The sequence below is a fragment of the Pacificimonas sp. ICDLI1SI03 genome, from assembly GCF_054740865.1.
On record NZ_JBSQAU010000001.1, the window covers coordinates 2,208,971 to 2,226,753 of the forward strand.

Genomic DNA, 17,783 nt, shown 5'->3' on the forward strand with positions numbered 1-17,783 from the left:
CCGCCGCGCGTCGCGTGCCTGGCCCACAGCGGGAGGGTGTCGGCCCTGCCATCCAGGCCAAAAAACGTCACCTAATCACCCCTGTAGCCTTGCGTACCGGCGTCGGAACACGATCCGATCCGTCCCCCACAATAATGTTTTTGTTTCCTTTCAATATCGTAACGGAATGAACGACAAAAACCGCCGAAAATTAAGCCAGGTTCAGAAAATTTTTACGCCGGTGGCCCTAGGGGTTTCGACAGGATGTGGGCGCTCAGGTCACATTTGACAGAATTTCTCCTATAGAAGCAGGATTTGCTAATATGTCGTCGAATAACTCGTCCCTTACTTCCAATAAGTTCAAGTTTGTTCGTAAGTTTCGGTCACATCTTATCTTATCCTCCGCGCTTTGCGGCGTTGCCACATCTGCGCTTGCAACCCCTGCTGTGTTTTTCAACGATGATACGGCCGCAGGCATGCAGACATTCCGCGATACGGTTACTGCCGCCGATGCCGCCTATAATGCAGACAATCCCGGCGCGACCCAGCAGTCGACGGTTTTCTCGATCGACATTACCAGTTCGACTGGCAGCAGCTTCTCGGTAACGGAAAATGGCCAGACCATTTACGTAACCACGAGCCGGGGCGGCTCCCCCGCGCCCAACAATTCCCTTGGTGACGAAGGTTCGGACGGATTTACCGACTGGAGCGTTAACTACACTCCGGGCGACTTCAACGACGTAATTGCCGATGGTTATAATATTTCATTTTTTGCGGACTCGGCGCTGACCACGCCGCATTATGTCAACGCGGCCGGGCTGTTCACCTCCAACTGGGGTACGTGCTGTGCTGTGAACAACACGACGCCCGACGGCAGCACCGCCAATTCGTCGCAGATCTACATGCTGTTCAACGGTTCGACCCCCCTGCTGGTGGGTGGCATCGACCAAACCATTCCCGGCGAAGAGCATTTCGTGGCGGCCATCGATGACAGCAACAGCTTCAGCAGCGTCACGATGGTTCCGAACGGCTCCGGCGAATATTTTGGTGCGGGCGGCACGCTGCTCTTCTCCACCGTTCAGATCGACAGCGTCCCCGAAGGCTCCTCCGTCGTTACCATCGGCACGCCCGACATCGAGGAACCGCGCACGGTACAGGAACTGGCCGACGGCGACGTGAACCCCGTATTCGACGGCGGAACCCTGGTTGCGGACGCCGACACCACGATCAATGAGGACCTGACGATCAACTCTACCGGCGGCACGATCGATACCGACGGGTTCAACGCCACCTTCACAGGCGACCTGACCGACACGGGGGGCCAAAGCGGCGGCCTGACGAAAACCGGCGACGGCACGCTGGCTCTGGAGGGTGCCAACAGCTTCTCCGGCGGCCTGAACATCGCCGGCGGCACCATTGCGGCTGCAGGCGACGAGAACCTCGGCACCGGCACGATCACAATCGACAATGCCACGCTGGCGGTGACCGCCGATGGCGACATCGACAACAGCGTCAACCTGACCCACGCCAATGCCACGGTTGGCACGGGCGACAACGACGTTGCCCTGTCCGGCACGGTCAGCGGAACGGGCGCGCTCAACAAGAGCGGTGCGGGTACGCTGACCCTGGCGGGGGTCAACACCTTCACCGGCGGTCTCGCCATAGGCGAAGGCACGGTGGAAGCAGCGGGTGACGCGAATGTCGGCACCGGCACGATCACAATCGACAATGCCACGCTGGCGGTGACCGCCGGCGGGGCCATCGACAATGATGTGAACCTGACCCATGCAAATGCCACGGTCGGCATTGGCGGCAACAATGTGGGCCTGACGGGCGACATTGGCGGCACGGGCGCGCTCAACAAGAGCGGTGCGGGGACGCTGACGCTGGCGGGCACCAATGATTTCGCGGGCGGCCTGGCCATTAATGGCGGCACGGTGGTCGCAGCGGGTGGCGCGAATGTCGGCACCGGCGCGATCAGCATCGGCAATGCCGCGCTGGTCGTCACCGCCGACGGCGATATCGACAATGGCGTCGCCCTCAGCAGCGCGCAGTCGACCGTGAACATCGGCAACAACGACGTTGCGCTGAGCGGTCCGGTCAGCGGTGCAGGAACACTGAACAAAAGCGGTGCAGGTACGCTGACGCTGGCTGGAACCAACGGTTTTGCCGGTGGCCTGGCCATTAATGACGGCACGGTGAGAGCGGCGGGTGACGCGAATGTCGGCACCGGCACCATCCGCATCGGCAATGCCACGCTGGCAGTCACCGCCGATGGCGACATCGACAATGGTGTTGCCCTGAACAGCGCCGCATCCACGGTGAACACCGGCGGCAACGATGTTGCCCTGTCGGGTGCGGTGAGCGGCAATGGCACGCTGAACAAGAGCGGTGCGGGCACGCTGACGCTGGCAGGCGCCAACGACTTTGCCGGTGACCTGGCCATTAATGGCGGCACGGTGAGAGCGGCGGGTGACGCGAATGTCGGCACCGGCACCATCCGCGTCGGTAATGCCACGCTGGCGGTCACCGCCGATGGCGATATCGACAATGTTGTCGCGTTGAGCAGCGCCGCGTCCACCGTGAATACCGGCGGCAACGACGTTGCCCTGTCTGGTGTGGTGAGCGGCGAGGGTACGCTGAACAAGAGCGGTTCGGGTACGCTGACGCTGGCAGGAGCAAACGACTTTGCCGGCGGCCTGGCCATCAATGACGGCACGGTGAGGGCGGCAGGTGACGCGAATGTCGGCACCGGCGCCATCAGCATCGGCAATGCCACGCTGGCGGTTACCGCCGACGGCACCATCGACAATGGCGTTGCACTGAGCAGCGGTCAGTCGACCGTGAACACCGGCGGCAACAATGTTGCCCTTTCGGGTGCGGTCAGCGGTGCGGGTACGCTGAACAAGACGGGCAGCGGCATGCTGCTGCTGAATGGCACCAACAGCCAGGCGGCCACCATCGTTCGTGGCGGCACACTGATCGCCGCGACCAACGAAGCGCTGGGCGCCAGCGATGGCGACCTGACCATCGGAGCCGACAGCCGTTTCCTGACGGGTCAGAACATGGCCATCAGCCAGCGTCTGCACGTCGCAGGTGACAATGCCGTGTTCGATACCGGGGCCAATAACGTCGTCCTAACGGGTGGCGCGGACGGCAATTCCTGCCTGAACAAGCGGGGCAGCGGCCGCCTGTCGCTGCAGTCGGCGGCGTCCAACGACATCGGTGCCTGCGTGTTCGAGGGAACGCTGAGCTTCAACGACGAGTTCGACGGAAAGGTCTGGGTCTATGATGGCGGCGTTGCCAGCGGATCCGGCGAGATCGACGGCAATATGGACGTTTACGGCGTCCTGGCGCCGGGCAATTCGCCGGGCCAGCTGACCATCAACGGCAGCGTGACGCAATTTGCCGGCAGCACCCTGTCGCTGGACATCGATGGCCGCACCGCAGGCAATGGCGCCGGTTTCCACGATCAGCTGATCCTGGCCGGTGCGGACAGTGTCTTTACGGCAGGCGGCACGATTGCCCCCATCGTTCGCGACATTACCGGCGACGCAACCAACAGCTATACGCCGGCAATCGGTTCCCGCCACACGGTGGTCATCGCAGAGGGCGGCGTGACGGGCACGTTCGACAGCATCCTGCAGCCGACCAGCGGCATGATCGGGACGTCGCGTTTCGATGTGATCTACAATCCCCGCAACATCATCCTTTACGTGACGCCGAGCGATTTCGGCACGATGTTCGGATCGGGCAGCATGCGCAACGCAGCGGCCGTGGGTGCGGCGATCGACGATTTCCGCGCGTCACCCGGTGCGATAACCGCTGGTGCCGGTGGTGCCCTGTTGAGCGGACTGTATCCGCTGAACGAGGTCGCCGTGCGCCGTGCCCTGGAGCAGGCATCCGGTGGCATCCATGCCGCCGCCACGGATTCCGTGATGCAGACGACGCGTGCGGCCCAGGCGTCGGTTTCGGATCGCCTGAACATGGCGGTTCACCCGGAAACGCCGCTTAGCCGCCGTATCTGGGGTACCATCACGCATGACGTGAACAAGGTGAAGGGCGATGAATATGGCCAGGGCTATCGCGCCGGTGCCATGAACTTCATCATCGGTGCGGACCGCGCATTCGGCGAAAACGTCGTCGCCGGTCTGGCCTTTGCCTATGGCCGGGGCGAAACCTCCACCGACAGTGCCGGTTCGGCGGTCGCGAAAAGCTATCACGGCATCCTGTACGGCAAGTACGACACGGCAAGCTGGTACACCAATGCCATGGTGTCGGTCGGCGTCGACCGGTACGAGGTAGACCGCGCGGTGCAGCTGGCGGATCAAATTGTCGAGCTTTACGGCAAGAATGACGGCCACACCGTGGCGGGCGATGTCGAAGCGGGTTACAAGGTCCGCTTTGGCCAGGCGACGCTGACCCCTGCCGTCGGCGTATCCTATGGCCAGGTAAACCGGGACGAGTTCACGGAATCCGGCCGGGCCCTGGCGGCGCTGACGTTCGACGATGATGATCGCCGCTCTATCGTGGGCCGTGCGGGTGCCCGCCTGAGCATCGTCTATGCCACGAAAGGCATGGCGTTCATGCCCTATGCCGCCGCCTTTGCGACGCATGAGATGGACGAGCCGTCCGCAACCTTGACGCCCAGCCTGCACGGCGAAAGCTTCAGCATCACCGCGCCCAACCCCGGCCGGACCGCGGCGCGGCTGGATGCAGGTATGGACGTCATGTTGAACCCGGAGGTAACGCTGAGCTTCAACTATCGTTATGGCGATGCCGGCAATCTGAGCAGCAACGCAGTATCGGGTGGCCTCAGCATCCGCTGGTAAAGAATGCCTGATTGACAGCGGGAGGACGGGGCCGTTCCTTGGGGACGGCCCCGTTTCTCTGTCCGGCGTCTTTCTGCCCGGCGATTATCGAAAAGGATCATATCATGTTTTCCGTCCTTGCCGCTTCCCTCCTCGCGCTGGCCCAGGCGCAAGCGGCCGCTCCACCCGCCGCGCCCAATGCGCCGAATGCGCCGATCACAACGGAGGAAACCCCCTATCAGGCGTGGATGATGCGGTGCGAAACGCGCGCACAACCACAGCCGGAGACGACGCTGTGCGGCGTGACCTCAACCGTCACGGCGCAGGTGCAGGAAAATGAGCAGCCCGTTATCCTGACCAAGATCCTGCTGCGCCCGGCGAAAGAGGGCGCCTATCAGCTTTCCTTCGAACTGCCGCTGGCCGTCCTGCTGCCAGCAGGCGCGCAGCTGACCGACGCGCAAGGGGAGGAAATCATCCGCCTGCCCTTCATCACATGCCAGCAGACGGGATGCGAGGCAGGAGCGGTTCTGACGCCCGAACAACTGCAGCAATGGCTGACCAGTCCCGAAAAGGCGACCGTGTTCTATTCGCTGTCGAACGGAAAGCGCATGAAGCTGGATTTCTCGATGGCCGGGATGGACCAGGCCTTTGCCCATCTGGAGCGGGCGACCGCGGAAAATTGATTTCCGCGGCGAAGCCCGTCAATCTCTCGGCTTCCGAGCCTCGAGAATGGAGACACTGATGATCGCCCTCGCTCTTGCCCTTGCCGCAGCCACGCCGAACGGGGGGCAGGTGGAACTGACATTCGATGGGGTAACCACCTCCCACTCCGCAGCGGCTTGCACTACCGAAGCGGAGGGCAGCATGCCCTCGCGCCTGCTGGTCCAGGACATGGACGTGACGCTGAACGCCGTGCGCTCCGACGAAATGCAGATGATCAGCCTGATCAAGGACAATCAGAACTGGGGCGCCACCCGCCTGTTCAACGGCGACAGCTGGACCGACAAGGGCCAGCCGGGGGAGCCTATCGTCCAGGAATGGGGCGAGACCATCCGCGTTGAGGCCGTATTGACCTCTACCCAGGCGGACGGCGAGAAAAACGTGACGCTGGTCGCCCGCTGCCCGTAAACCCCGGTTCCCGCGAAAGCATGCCCCGACCTGATGGGCGCGAGGTATTCGAGGCCGCCTGCCCGGTCGGGCATCCGCGCCTCAGGGCTTGCGGAACGTTGCCCAGATCGTCGGTTCGGGAAGGCCTTCGCGGATGTCGTCGGCGGGATTGGGGTCGATGCCGTTCCCCTGCCGGTGAAGATGCGCCTTCGCGATCATGTTGGCCGTAATCGGCGCCGCGATGAACAGGAACAGCGCGATCAGCAATTCGTGGGCGGAAAAATGCCCCTCATAAACCGGAAAGTAGACCATCGACGCAATGAGGGTGCCGCCCACGCCAAGCGTCGTTGCCTTGGTCGGCCCATGCAGACGGGTCATCAGCGAAGGCAGGCGGACCAGCCCCCACGAGCCGATCAGCGCAAAGGCGCCGCCCAGCAGGATCAGGAGAGAAATGGCGATTTCGGCGATCTGTTCCAGCATCCGTCTACTCCACTATGTCGCCGCGCAGGAGGAACTTGGCATAGGCCACGGTGCCGACGAACCCGACCATCGCCAGCAGCAACGCCGCCTCGAAATAGAAGGTCGTACGCTCGTAGATTCCAAACAGCACGATGACGGCGATGACGTTGATGACCATCGTGTCCAACGCCAGAATGCGGTCGCCGCGCGTCGGCCCCGCGAACAGCCGCCACGCGTTCATCAATATCGCCAGCGCGATCATTGCGAATGCGGCGTAAAGTGCAAGGCCGATCATTGAAATATCCTTATCAGCCGCGCCTCGTAGCGTGACTTTATCCTCGCCACCTCCGCCTCTCTATCGGCGACGTCGAGCGCGTGAACCAGCAGGGAGCGGCCGTCGGCGGACACATCCGCCGAAACGGTGCCGGGCGTCAGACTGATCGTTCCGGCAAGCGACGTGATCGCTTCGGGCTGCCGAACCTCCAGCGGAATGACCAGCCAGGAGGAGCGCAAATCGCGGTTGCGGCGGAAGAGGATGAGCCAGGCAACCTGGAAATTGGCGATGAGAATGTCCCAGATCACCACCCCCAGATAGTCGATCATCCGCCAGCCGAACCTGATCCTGGGCTTATCCTGCCAATAGGTTGAGGTGAACAGAGGCACGACGAACCCGACGACGAATGCGAAAAGGACAGAGCCGGCCGACAGGTTGTTCTGCAACAGCAGCCAGACGAGTACGAGAAGCCCGCTGAGCCCCGGATGCGGAAACAGGCGCGCGATCATATGTCCCCCCTCCGTTCGCCGAGCACCGCGTCGATATAGCCATCAGGTGCGAAGAGCTGCCCCGCCGCCGCCGCCGCATAATCCGTCGCCGGTCCCGCAAAGATCGTCAGTATCGCCAGAAGCGCGAAGATCGCCCAGGCCGGCCCCGTCGTCCAGCGCCTGGGCGGCGACCGCACTTCCGCCGCGCCGACTTTCCAGAACACTACACTACCGGCCCGCGCGAGGCCAATCATCGCGAGGAATGTGGTGACGAGGATTGACCCCCAGATCCACGGCGCGGCAGGCGAGGCACTGGCGGTGGAAAGTATCAGGAGCTTTCCTATGAAGCCCGACAGCGGCGGCAGACCCGCAAGCGCAATCGCCGAGAGCAGGAATAGCAGAGAGAGCTGTCCCCTTCGCGCGAAAGTGCGGCCGGGTTGCAGCCGGTCGTCGAGATCGCCGCGCGCGCGGCCGACGAGGTCCGCGACCAGAAAGAGGATTGCACCCGCAAGCGTCGAATGCGGCAGATAATAAAGCGCCGCAGCAACTGCATCGCGGTCGAACAGGGCCACCGCGGCAAGTAACGTCCCCGTCGACCCGATGACGCCAAAAGCGGCCAGCACGCGCAGGCGGCGCGCGGCCAGCACGCCGATGAATCCGGCGGTAAGGCTGAGCAGCGCGAGCGGCAGCATCCAGCTTTCCGGGGCCCATGCGACCGCACCGGCATCTGCGCCAAAGACCAGGGTCGTCACTCGCAGGATCGAATAAACGCCAACCTTGGTCAGGATCGCGAACAGCGCCGCCACCGCGCCGGACGTGTTCGAATAGGCGCGCGGCAACCACAGATGCAGCGGCAGCAACGCCGCCTTCAGCGCGAAAACGGCCATCAGCACCTGCGCGCCGACGCGGATCAGCGCCTGGTCGCCAACAGGCGCTGCCGCGATGCGAACCGCCATGTCGGCCATGTTGAGCGTCCCGGTGACGCCATAGAGAATGCCGACGGCGACCAGAAACACCGTCGACCCGACCAGATTGACGATGACGTACTGCACGCCGGCCTGCAGGCGGGCGGCGCCCTGCCCGTGCAGCAGCAAGCCGTATGAAGCGATCAACAAAACTTCAAAAAACACGAACAGGTTGAACAGATCGCCGGTCAGAAATGCGCCGTTGAGGCCCAGCAACTGAAACTGGAAAAGCGGATGGAAGTGCCAGCCGCGCCGGTCGAGGCTGGTTGCCACCCCATGCGCGAGCGCGGCCGCCGCCAGCAGGCTGGTCAACAGGACCATCATGGCGGAAAGGCGGTCAAGCACGAGGACGATGCCGAAGGGCGCGCGCCAGTCGCCCATTTCATAAACACGGATGGTGCCGTCCGAAGCGGTGAGGAAGAGCGCCACGGCGATCCCCACCTGCGCGACCATGGCGGCCACCGACAGATAGCGGCCAAGCTGCGTCGCGCGCGAGATTCGCAGCACGCCCAGGGCGGCGATGATGGCCGGCAACAGAATTGGCGCCACGATCAGATGCATGAGGCGCCGCCCTCCTGATCGGGGTGCGTATCCTCGACCTCCGGCGTGCCATCGACATGCTCGGACCCGGTTTCGAGGTAAGTCCGCAAGGCGAGGACGACGACCAATGCCGTCATGCCGAAGGCGATCACGATTGCGGTCAGGACCAGTGCCTGCGGTAGCGGATCCGTGTATTCGGCGCCCGTTTCATAGATGGGCGGCAGGTCGACCTTCAGGCGCCCCATGGCGAAAAGAAACGCATTGATCGCGTAGGACAGCATCGCCAGCCCCAGCACGACCGAGAAGGTTTGCGCCCGCAGAACGAGGTAGATGCCCGCCGCCGTCAGGACGGCAATCGCACTGGCGAGAAGAAATTCGATGCTCATCGCTTTTCCTCCACCGTCCGGCTGGGATCGATGTCCATGGGCTGATCGGAATGTTCCACCTGCTCCGCACGCTGTGCCGCGTTCGACAATTGCCCCAGCGCAAGCATGACCGCCCCCACCACCGTGAGTCCGACGCCGATATCGAACAGCAGCGCGGTTGCCAGTTCCACCTCACCCACCAACGGCACATGAAAATAGTCGAACCCGCTGGTGAGGAAAGGCAGGCCGAAGGCGATCGCCCCCGCCCCCGTCGCCGCAGCGATGAGGACGCCGGCCGAGATCAGCGCATGGCGTTCCGTTTGCCGGCGCTGCTCTGCCCATTCGAAGCCAGACGCCATGAACTGGATCAGCATGGCGATCGAATAGACAAGGCCCGCGATGAAACCGCCCCCGGGCATATTGTGCCCGCGAAGGAATATGTAGAGCGCGACGACGATCGCCATCGGCAGGATCAGCCGACTGGCGACCACCAGCATCATCGGATGACGCTCTGGCGAGCGGATCAAGTCCGGTATCCAGGCGCGCAGGCGCTTCCCCGAGACGCCCCATGGTGCCGTTTGCAGCAGGGCGTAAATGCCGAGCGCCGCAATGCCGAGGACGATAATCTCTCCAAAGGTGTCGAAGCCGCGAAAGTCGACGAGGATGACGTTGACCACATTGGTCCCGCCGCCGCCCGGCTTTGCCTCCGCCCAGTGGAAGGCCGAAATCGGATCCCTCGGCTGGCGCGTCATGACGGACCAGGCAGCCCACCCAACCGCGCCCCCGCCGAGCACGGCGACAGCGCCGTCCCGTACGCGGCGCACGAGGCTGCCTGTCGAGGGCGGCACCTTTGGCAACAGGTTGAGCGCGAGCAGGAGGAGGAGGATGGTGACCACCTCCACCGAAATCTGCGTCAGGGCCAGATCCGGGGCGGAGAGGTAGACGAAACCCAGGGAGACGACGAGCCCGATTACGCTGATATAGATCAGCGCCAGGAAACGGCGCGTTTCGGACATGACGACCGCGACCGTGGCCGCAAGAAGTGCCAGCCAGGCCAGAATCGCGACCGGCGAGGCCGCGAGCGTTTCCCGCGTTCCGGGTTCGTATCCCCCGGCGCTGATGCCCTCTATACCGAGCGCGATCGTGGCGAGGAAGAAAACGAGCAAAGTACGCTGAAGCGAACCGTTGGTGACCGCATCGGTGACCTTGCGGCTGATCGCGACGAGCGCCCCGATGACATGGTCGAACAGGCGCTTGGCCACCGGAACCGGCAGATGCTGCCACACGCGTTCGGCAGGCGCATAACGCCACAGCAGCAGCGCGCCCCCCAGTACCGCCAGCACGCTCATGAAGAGGGCGGGCGTAAAGCCGTGCCACATCTTCAGCGCGAAATAGGGCGGCTCCGCACCGATCACGGCGCCCGACACTGCCTGTACGAGCGGCCCGGCAATCGCGGCGGGAAAAAAGCCGATCAGGACCACCAGCACGACGAGGACAGCCGGCGGCCCCCACAGGCCGATCCCAGGGTCGTGCGGTGGTTTGGGATAATCCTCCCGCCTGGGCCCGAAATAGACGTGAACGACATAGCGGAGGGAATAGGCGACGGAGAGGAGCGCGGCGAGCGTCGCGAGTACAGGAACCAGCCAGCCCGATTCGCCCCAGACGGTATGCGCCGCCTCCTCCAGCATCATTTCCTTGGACAGGAAGCCATTGAACGGGGGCAGTCCGGCCATGGAAAGACCCGCGATCACCCCCAGCGTCGCGGCAATCGGCATGAAGTGCATCAGTCCGCCCAGCCGCCGCGCATCGCGTGTGCCCACTTCATGATCGACGATCCCGGCGTTCATGAACAGGGCCGCCTTGAACGTCGCGTGATTGATGATGTGGAACACGCCGACCACCGCCGCCATCGGCGTGCCGAAGCCGAACAGCATCGTCAGCAGGCCGAGATGGCTGATCGTTGAATAGGCAAGCAGCGCCTTCAGGTCGTCCTTGAACAGCGCGATCGCCGCGCCCACGAACATCGTGACGAGCCCGGTCGTGGCGACGAGATAGAACCACAGATCCGTGCCCGAAAGCACCGGCCACAGGCGCGCGAGCAGGAAAACCCCTGCCTTCACCATCGTCGCGCTGTGCAGATAGGCGCTGACCGGCGTGGGCGCGGCCATTGCGTGCGGCAGCCAGAAATGGAACGGAAACTGCGCCGATTTGGTGAAGCAGCCGACAAGGATCAGCACCAGCGCGAGCGGATATTGCGGCGAGGCCTGGATAGCCTCCCTGGCGGTCAGGATTTCGGTCAACTGATAGGAACCGGCAATATTGCCGAGAACGAGCATCCCCGCGATCAGCGCCAGACCGCCGCCGCCCGTTACCGCCAGCGCCATGCGCGCGCCCTGCCGCCCCTCTGGCAGGTTCTGCCAGAATCCGATCAGCAGGAAGGAGGAGAGGCTGGTGAGTTCCCAAAAGACCAGCAACAGCAGAATATTATCCGAAATGACGATCCCGAGCATCGCCCCCTGAAACAGCATCAGAAAGCTGAGGAAGCGCGCCGAGGAGTCCGCCGCGGACAGATAGAAGGCGGCATAGACGATGATCAGCAGGCCGATTCCCAGGATCAGGCCGGCGAACATCAGGCCGAGGGGGTCGAGGAAATAGCTGGCGTTCAGCCCCAGGGCAGGCACCCATTCCACCTGCGCCGTAAAGACCCGTCCGCTTAATACGGCCGGCGCCTTCGCCAGAACCATCAGGAAAGCGGCAAGATTGAAACCGCCAGCAATCACCGCATGTGCGTTGCGTCCCCTGCGTGCGGCCAGCCCGACTGCAAGAGCCCCCAGGAAAGGGAGCAATGAAATCAGGATCAAGTCCAAAAGATCACTCCCACAAACAAGCTTCGACGCTGCAGAGACTGAGCGGCACCGTGCAGGCTCATAAACTGCGAGGGCCAGGCAGGGCCCGGTCCGTCGACGGTGAGGCCCAGCACCCCCTGCCGGAACCCCCTGCCAGCACGCCAAGGACAAGGCAACTGGTCAGGGTCGCGTCCCGAGGGCTCCCCATGCCATTTCGCATGGAATCAGGCGCGAAGGTGGCGCATCCGACAGCGCAAACGGAATTTTTGGACCATCCGGCACTGCCGCGTCAGGATCGCAGCGCCCCCGATCGCCATGATAAGAGGCTTCTTCCCGGTCGCTGCCGCTTCAGGATCATTCCGGCAGCGGCGCAGCAGGGTTGACCAGTCCGGCCTCCCTCAGTTCGCGCCAGAATTGGGACGGAATCACCTCTTCCAACGCGGCGCGGTCCTCGGCGATGCGGCTGGGGCGGCTTGCTCCGGGAATGACCGCAGCCACAGCTGGATTGGCGAGACTGAAATGTAGCCCCGCCGCCTTCATGCTGACCCCATGACGATCTGCGATCGCCTTGATACGCGCCACCTTGTCGAGAATTTCGGGCGGAGCCGGGGCATATTCGAAATTCGGGCCGCCGACCAGCGCGCCCGAACTGTAGGGACCACCCACGACAATGCCGAAACCACGCTCAGTGGCCTGGGGCATCAGGCGCTGAAGCGCCCGGTCGTGATCGAGCAGCGTATAACGGCCCGCGAGTAACGAGCCATCCGGGCGGGGGCCATCGAGGTCGAGCAGCAACTCTATGGCTTCGACGCGGTTTACGCCAAGCCCCCAGGCCTTGATGACCCCCTCGTCCCGCAGGCGGTCGAGCGTCTTGAACGCGCCCTGCCGGGCAGTCTCGAACATCCCGATCCACTCATCGCCATAGAAATCCTGCGCAAGGTCGTGGACCCAGACGATATCTATATGATCGGTCTGCAGGCGCTTCAGGCTGTCCTCGATAGAACGCAGGGTGGCATCGGCGGAATAATCGTTGATCACCTTGTTGGAGCGGCCGTGTTCGAACACGGCACCTTTTTCGCCATTGTCGCGAGTGCCCTCCTCGAGTTCGTCGAGCACGATGCGACCGACCTTTGTGCTGATCACATATTCATCGCGCGGCTTGTTCCTGAGAGCTTCGCCCATGCGGATCTCGGCCAGGCCCGCGCCGTAAAAGGGGGCATTGTCGAAATAGCGGATGCCCTCGTCCCACGCCGCCTCGACGGTGGCGAGGGCCTCTTCCTCCGGAATCGCGCGAAACATGTTGCCGAGCGGCGCGGCGCCGAAGCCCATAGGGCTGCCGATAATGTCCTTGAGTGCCATATATGTTTCCTCTCCACCCCGCCGATAACCTGTCAGGCCGATGGTGCAAATGCCCGCCTGTCGTGCCAGCCCGATTTCGCCCGCCCTGCCAGCACGAGGACGGAGCCTGCCCGCTATACTCCGGAATTCAGCCGCAGCGGCATCGAGGTAGCGCCGCTCACCATGCCGCTGAGGAGCGGCGTCTATGATTTTCCGGCACTGAACCACGAAACGTTCAGAGGTCTGCCAGGAATGCTGGCCGATAGCCTGCCCGACAAGTTTGGCAACGCGCTGATCAACCGCTGGCTCGCCGAACAAGGAAGAACGGCAGACAGCTTCGATCCGGTCGAACGGCTGTGCTACACCGGGCGCCGGGGCATGGGCGCGCTGCAATTCGAGCCCGCGACCGGTGAACGTCGCGAACAGGGCGGTCCCGTCGATATCGCGCCCCTCGTCGACCTCGCCAACAGGGTCATCGCCGCACGTGAGGTGCTGGTCGGCGTTCTCAAAGGCGAAGATGATCGCCATGCACTCCAGGAGATCCTGCGTGTCGGTACTTCCGCCGGCGGTGCGCGGGCAAAGGCCGTGCTCGCCTGGAATGAACAGACCGGAGAATCTCATTCTGGTCAGCTGGCGGCAGGCCCGGATTACACCCAATGGCTCGTCAAGTTTGACGGTGTCTCTGGCAATGCCGACAAGGAGCTCGCCGACCCCATGGGCTTCGGCCGCCTCGAATACGCGTGCTATCTCCTGGCTAAGGAAGCCGGGGTCACCATGGCCCGTTCACGGCTGCATGAAGAAGGCGGCCGAGCACATTTCATGACAATGCGCTTTGATCGCACCACCGACGGCAAGAAACTGCATATGCAGTCGTTATGCGCTATGCGCCATTTCGATTTCAATCTGGCCCGCGCCTTCAGCTACGAACAGGCAATCGAGACAATCCGCATGCTCGGCATGGGTCGCGAAGCCATCAGGGAGCAGGTGCGGAGGGCTCTGCTAAATGTTTTCCTTCGGAACCAGGACGATCACACCAAGAATATCGCCTTCCTTATGGACCGCTCGGGGCGCTGGAGCCTCTCCCCAGCTTTCGACGTCGTGTACGCCTATAATCCAGAAGGGGACTGGACCAACGAGCACCAGATGTCGCTTGCCGGCAAGACGGATGGCTTCGGACTGGCCGAGCTGCTGGAATTTGGGAAATTTGCCGACCTCAAGACGGGCGAGGTCAAGTCGATCATCGACGATATCCGAAAGGCAGTCGGCAAGTGGGAGGCATATTGCGAGACTGCTGGCGTACCCATTGGGATGGCCCGCAAGGCAAAGCGCGGATTTCGCGAGATCTCCTGACCTCCCGTTGGCGCATTAAAAGACCTGCCGCTCGTAGGTCAGGCCGGATTTGAGCCTTTGACCGAATCTCATGATAGCGAGCACTCGGAATGCATCTCAGGCCCAACGACCGACTTGGCGATCTCCACCAGATGCGGATGGTGGGTGAAAAAACACCTGGGTCGTCCTTGCGACCTTGGCCAATACCCTGAAACCGGCCTCAGCCCGCTGATCATCGAAATTCACGAAGAGGTCATCCGCCAGGAAAGGCAGGCAGTTCCAGCTGGCGGCTGGCCGACCGGAGAAGCACCCGGGATCGAAGCTCAGTTCGCCGAAGCGGGAGTGGCTGCAATGTTGGACACTGGAGACTGTCGGGATTTGGACGGACGGAGCCGAAAGCTGCCCTTCGTTCAGCCGAGCAAACTGAGCCAGCGAACGACGGCTTCGTCGGACGAACCGGAACGGCAGCTTACAAGAGCACCCAGAGAGATAGCGGACGTTTAGGCAGCGATCCAGCATGTCCGCTTCGCGCCCTAATCTCGGTCATTCGAAGAGTCGCCGACGCGACTTGAAAGCCGCCGTTCATCCAAATGGAGCGGACGGCAGCTTTTGGCCCGTGCTGCTCGCAGAGATGCGCATACCGAGCATCTGGATCAGCTTCAGGTCTTCATCGTCCGTTTCGAACTGTCAAAGCCCATCGGCGATGTTCACGGCTTGCTCGACCACGTCCGCATGCAGGCTAAAGCAGATCATGACTGGTCCGCAGCGGTCCGAAGCCTAGATGTCCCGTCCAGTGTGCTGCTTGATCAGCGCGGCATGGGTATGGGGCCGCTCCCGCATTGCCGATCCGAAAATTACCTCTTGAAGACACCTTGCCACGATGACCTCAAGATCGCGCGTCGCGTCTTCCTCATAGCGTTCGTAGTATCGATGATAGTCGCTGGACTCGTAGACATTCGGGGCACCCCCGTGGATGACGCTCGCCCGCAGGCCGAGCAAGAGCTTCAGCCGCTCATAATCGTAGGCCGGACCCATGATAGGCCCGACAGCATCAATGACGCTCTGCGTGGCCCTTCCGGCGTCCCCGTAGATGGCGTCGAGCGCTCCGAACAGCGTTGGAAAACGGCGCGTCGGATCGGGCACCCAAGCGCGGTAGAAATACTCCAGCGCTCGCATTTGGCGCTTGTCGACCTTCACCGGCGAGACGATCTTTTCGGCCAGCACGACCAACCACGCGTGATCTGCGCTTCCGATCACAACGTCCTCCGATAGTGCCGGAGTATGGGGGTCGCTGCTCGTCATGCTTAGTGAGCCGTTGAATGTGGAGAGGCCGCCGAACAGCTTCCGGCCGGTGAAGAGATAGCGTTCGAAGCGGTGAGGCAGGAGCGCGACCGCGCCTAAGATGGCCGCCCGGTTCCGCTTCGCCACCTCTAGGGTGCCTGCCCGCACGCCGAGCCATGACGCCGGAGAATTTCGAACACCATCCCAGCGCCGGAAGGGCGGGAAGCTCTCAACCTGTAGATCGGCATCGACATAGCCCGGTGGCAAGCGATCAAGCGTCAACCCTTCGGGTTTAACGAGGAGGAACTCCGGGCAGTCGAACTCCTGATCGACGCGCACGACCACCAATGGGAAAGCGAAGAGATGGCGAGGTTCGGTAAAGAGATCAGACGCAGATATCGCATCAGCCAGACGCTCCTTCGTGGGCTCTGTAACGAAAGTGGAGAAGGGTGCATCGCTTGCTTGGCCGAGCCCTAGAAAACAACCGTCCCATGCCTCATTGCCGATGATCCAGAAATTGTCGCTGATGAAGTCCGTGAGGGCGCGCTCGACGTCGCTCACAGACAGCGATCGGAGATGCGGTGCCGCGTTTCGACGCATGAAGAGTGCCGCCTGAAGCAGTCCGCGAATGTCGTAGTGCACCTCAAAGCCGGCACCGCCCATGAAGGGGGACCGTCCGGGCTGACTATACATGAAGCTGTGCTGCCGCCGATCGGCGTGGCGTTGGCAAAACATAGCGGCCAGCATTAGATCGATCGCGCGGCGGGGATTGGAGCTTGTCATAGCTCGGGCAATAGCGGATCGAGCGGGGAATGAGACCCCACCCCTACCTAGACCCGCCTACCGCAGCGATGATCCGCCTGGCGGAGCAGCGGCTACGACTGATGTTCAACGAGCCTTCTGAATATCATTCTCTCATCGCGAAGGGGCTCAGCTTCCGCCACCGGCCGAACTCAACCGAGAAGCTGAAGCTTTCCGAGCCCGGCTACTTCTCGCTTGAGCTGTTCGAAGCGCTCATCTGCGGTGGAGAGTCTTACAAGACGGGGCCGCTGAATTTCATCTGGCAGCGGCTAGTCGCCGCTCGCATCGTGCTGCCCGCCTTTGGCCACATGCCGGGTGCGTTCGTGGACCACGCGATCGATACTCCGACCTTGCTGGAGCACTTGCGGGGCGACACGTTCCAAAACCTCTTCGCACCGCCCGCCGCCCTCGCCGATCGCTACAGTGGCGCGCTTCTGGCGATCGACGTGCTGAAGGATGGTGAGCTGTATCGGGGGAGCGGATTCATCGCGCAGACCATCCACGAAGGCACCCCGTTCGTCGTCACCTGTCGTCACAATCTTGATCCGGCCGCGGGCATCGAGATGCAGACGATCACAACAGCTTCAGGCCAAACGGTAGTCACAGGAGAGCCGATCTTTTCTGACCGTTACGATCTCTGTCTGTTGCCGCTGGTCGACAGCGTGCCCGCTCCAACATTCAGGTTCAGCAGTTCAGTGGCCATGTTCGATGAAGTCTACACGCTGGGCTATCCGAACTTGCCCGGTGCATTGCCAGTCCTGATGGGCCACCGCGGCGAGGTGAATGCGGTTGCGGACCTTTATCTTCAGAAGTCGCCGGCGATCATTATCTCAAACTTGGTCGCGCCAGGCAGTAGCGGTTGCCCCGTGCTCCTATGTGACGGGCGCTGTGTAGGTATGACAATCTCTTGGCTGGAAGGAGAGGGTGACGGCGGCGCTAAAACCCGTTTCTCAGCAGCGTTGCCTGCGGAGAAAATCTTAGAATTCGCGACACATCGGGCTTAGCGAAATGCGCATTTGGGGTCTGTTTGCTGTCAGAAGTCGCGCTCCTTAAAGCCGCCTGTCAGCTACCGGCCCAGATCCTGATCGGCAGCAATGCGCCCTAATATTGGACATTTGATCGGTCTCGTCGCGATCCTGAAACCTGCCACTGGACTAGGTAGTAGCTGAGGGCGGCTTCGTGCCCTCAATTCGGAAATCG

At 62.5% G+C, this 17,783-nt stretch carries 13 protein-coding genes; 5 read left to right on the top strand and 8 right to left on the bottom strand.

Annotated features, from left to right (window positions below):
- Positions 1-455: 455 nt before the first annotated feature.
- From ACSMXM_RS10775 to ACSMXM_RS10785, 3 genes are all read left to right on the top strand, one after another.
- Entirely contained in the window at positions 456-4,811 is a 4,356-nt protein-coding gene (locus ACSMXM_RS10775; protein ID WP_460316027.1) for an autotransporter outer membrane beta-barrel domain-containing protein, read from the top strand.
- 104 nt (positions 4,812-4,915) lie between these two features.
- Complete coding sequence (locus ACSMXM_RS10780) at positions 4,916-5,473, top strand: invasion associated locus B family protein (RefSeq protein ID WP_460316029.1); 558 nt, start codon at positions 4,916-4,918, stop codon at positions 5,471-5,473.
- 58 nt (positions 5,474-5,531) lie between these two features.
- Positions 5,532-5,918: a hypothetical protein gene (locus ACSMXM_RS10785; RefSeq protein WP_460316031.1), complete on the top strand. Its 387-nt coding sequence runs from the start codon at positions 5,532-5,534 to the stop codon at positions 5,916-5,918.
- An 81-nt stretch (positions 5,919-5,999) separates the two neighbouring features.
- On the opposite strand, the gene ACSMXM_RS10790 is transcribed toward ACSMXM_RS10785, so the two are convergent.
- From ACSMXM_RS10790 to ACSMXM_RS10820, 7 genes are all read right to left on the bottom strand, one after another.
- A complete protein-coding gene (locus ACSMXM_RS10790; protein WP_460316033.1) occupies positions 6,000-6,377 on the bottom strand; it encodes a Na+/H+ antiporter subunit G in 378 nt (125 codons plus the stop codon).
- A gap of 4 nt (positions 6,378-6,381) precedes the next feature.
- The gene (locus ACSMXM_RS10795; protein WP_460316034.1) at positions 6,382-6,651 is read right to left on the bottom strand and encodes a K+/H+ antiporter subunit F; all 270 of its coding nucleotides are present in this window, start codon (positions 6,649-6,651) and stop codon (positions 6,382-6,384) included.
- Positions 6,648-7,139, bottom strand: coding sequence for a Na+/H+ antiporter subunit E (locus ACSMXM_RS10800; RefSeq protein WP_460316035.1), 492 nt, complete (start codon positions 7,137-7,139; stop codon positions 6,648-6,650). The genes ACSMXM_RS10795 and ACSMXM_RS10800 overlap by 4 nt, the downstream gene beginning before the upstream one ends.
- Positions 7,136-8,644, bottom strand: coding sequence for a monovalent cation/H+ antiporter subunit D (locus ACSMXM_RS10805; protein WP_460316036.1), 1,509 nt, complete (start codon positions 8,642-8,644; stop codon positions 7,136-7,138). Before ACSMXM_RS10805 ends, ACSMXM_RS10800 begins: the two co-directional genes overlap by 4 nt.
- Entirely contained in the window at positions 8,635-9,009 is a 375-nt protein-coding gene (locus ACSMXM_RS10810) for a Na+/H+ antiporter subunit C (RefSeq protein ID WP_460316037.1), read from the bottom strand. Before ACSMXM_RS10810 ends, ACSMXM_RS10805 begins: the two co-directional genes overlap by 10 nt.
- Complete coding sequence (locus tag ACSMXM_RS10815) at positions 9,006-11,855, bottom strand: monovalent cation/H+ antiporter subunit A (protein ID WP_460316038.1); 2,850 nt, start codon at positions 11,853-11,855, stop codon at positions 9,006-9,008. Before ACSMXM_RS10815 ends, ACSMXM_RS10810 begins: the two co-directional genes overlap by 4 nt.
- A gap of 333 nt (positions 11,856-12,188) precedes the next feature.
- Positions 12,189-13,193, bottom strand: coding sequence for an aldo/keto reductase (locus tag ACSMXM_RS10820; RefSeq protein WP_460316039.1), 1,005 nt, complete (start codon positions 13,191-13,193; stop codon positions 12,189-12,191).
- Positions 13,194-13,250: 57 nt separating this feature from the next.
- On the opposite strand from ACSMXM_RS10820, the gene ACSMXM_RS10825 reads away from it, so the two are divergent.
- Entirely contained in the window at positions 13,251-14,522 is a 1,272-nt protein-coding gene (locus ACSMXM_RS10825) for a type II toxin-antitoxin system HipA family toxin (RefSeq protein WP_460316414.1), read from the top strand.
- A gap of 756 nt (positions 14,523-15,278) precedes the next feature.
- On the opposite strand, the gene ACSMXM_RS10830 is transcribed toward ACSMXM_RS10825, so the two are convergent.
- Positions 15,279-16,445, bottom strand: coding sequence for a hypothetical protein (locus tag ACSMXM_RS10830; RefSeq protein WP_460316040.1), 1,167 nt, complete (start codon positions 16,443-16,445; stop codon positions 15,279-15,281).
- A 188-nt stretch (positions 16,446-16,633) separates the two neighbouring features.
- On the opposite strand from ACSMXM_RS10830, the gene ACSMXM_RS10835 reads away from it, so the two are divergent.
- Positions 16,634-17,587 (top strand): S1 family peptidase, encoded by a 954-nt coding sequence (locus ACSMXM_RS10835; RefSeq protein WP_460316042.1) that lies wholly within the window; start codon positions 16,634-16,636, stop codon positions 17,585-17,587.
- Positions 17,588-17,783: the final 196 nt, after the last annotated feature.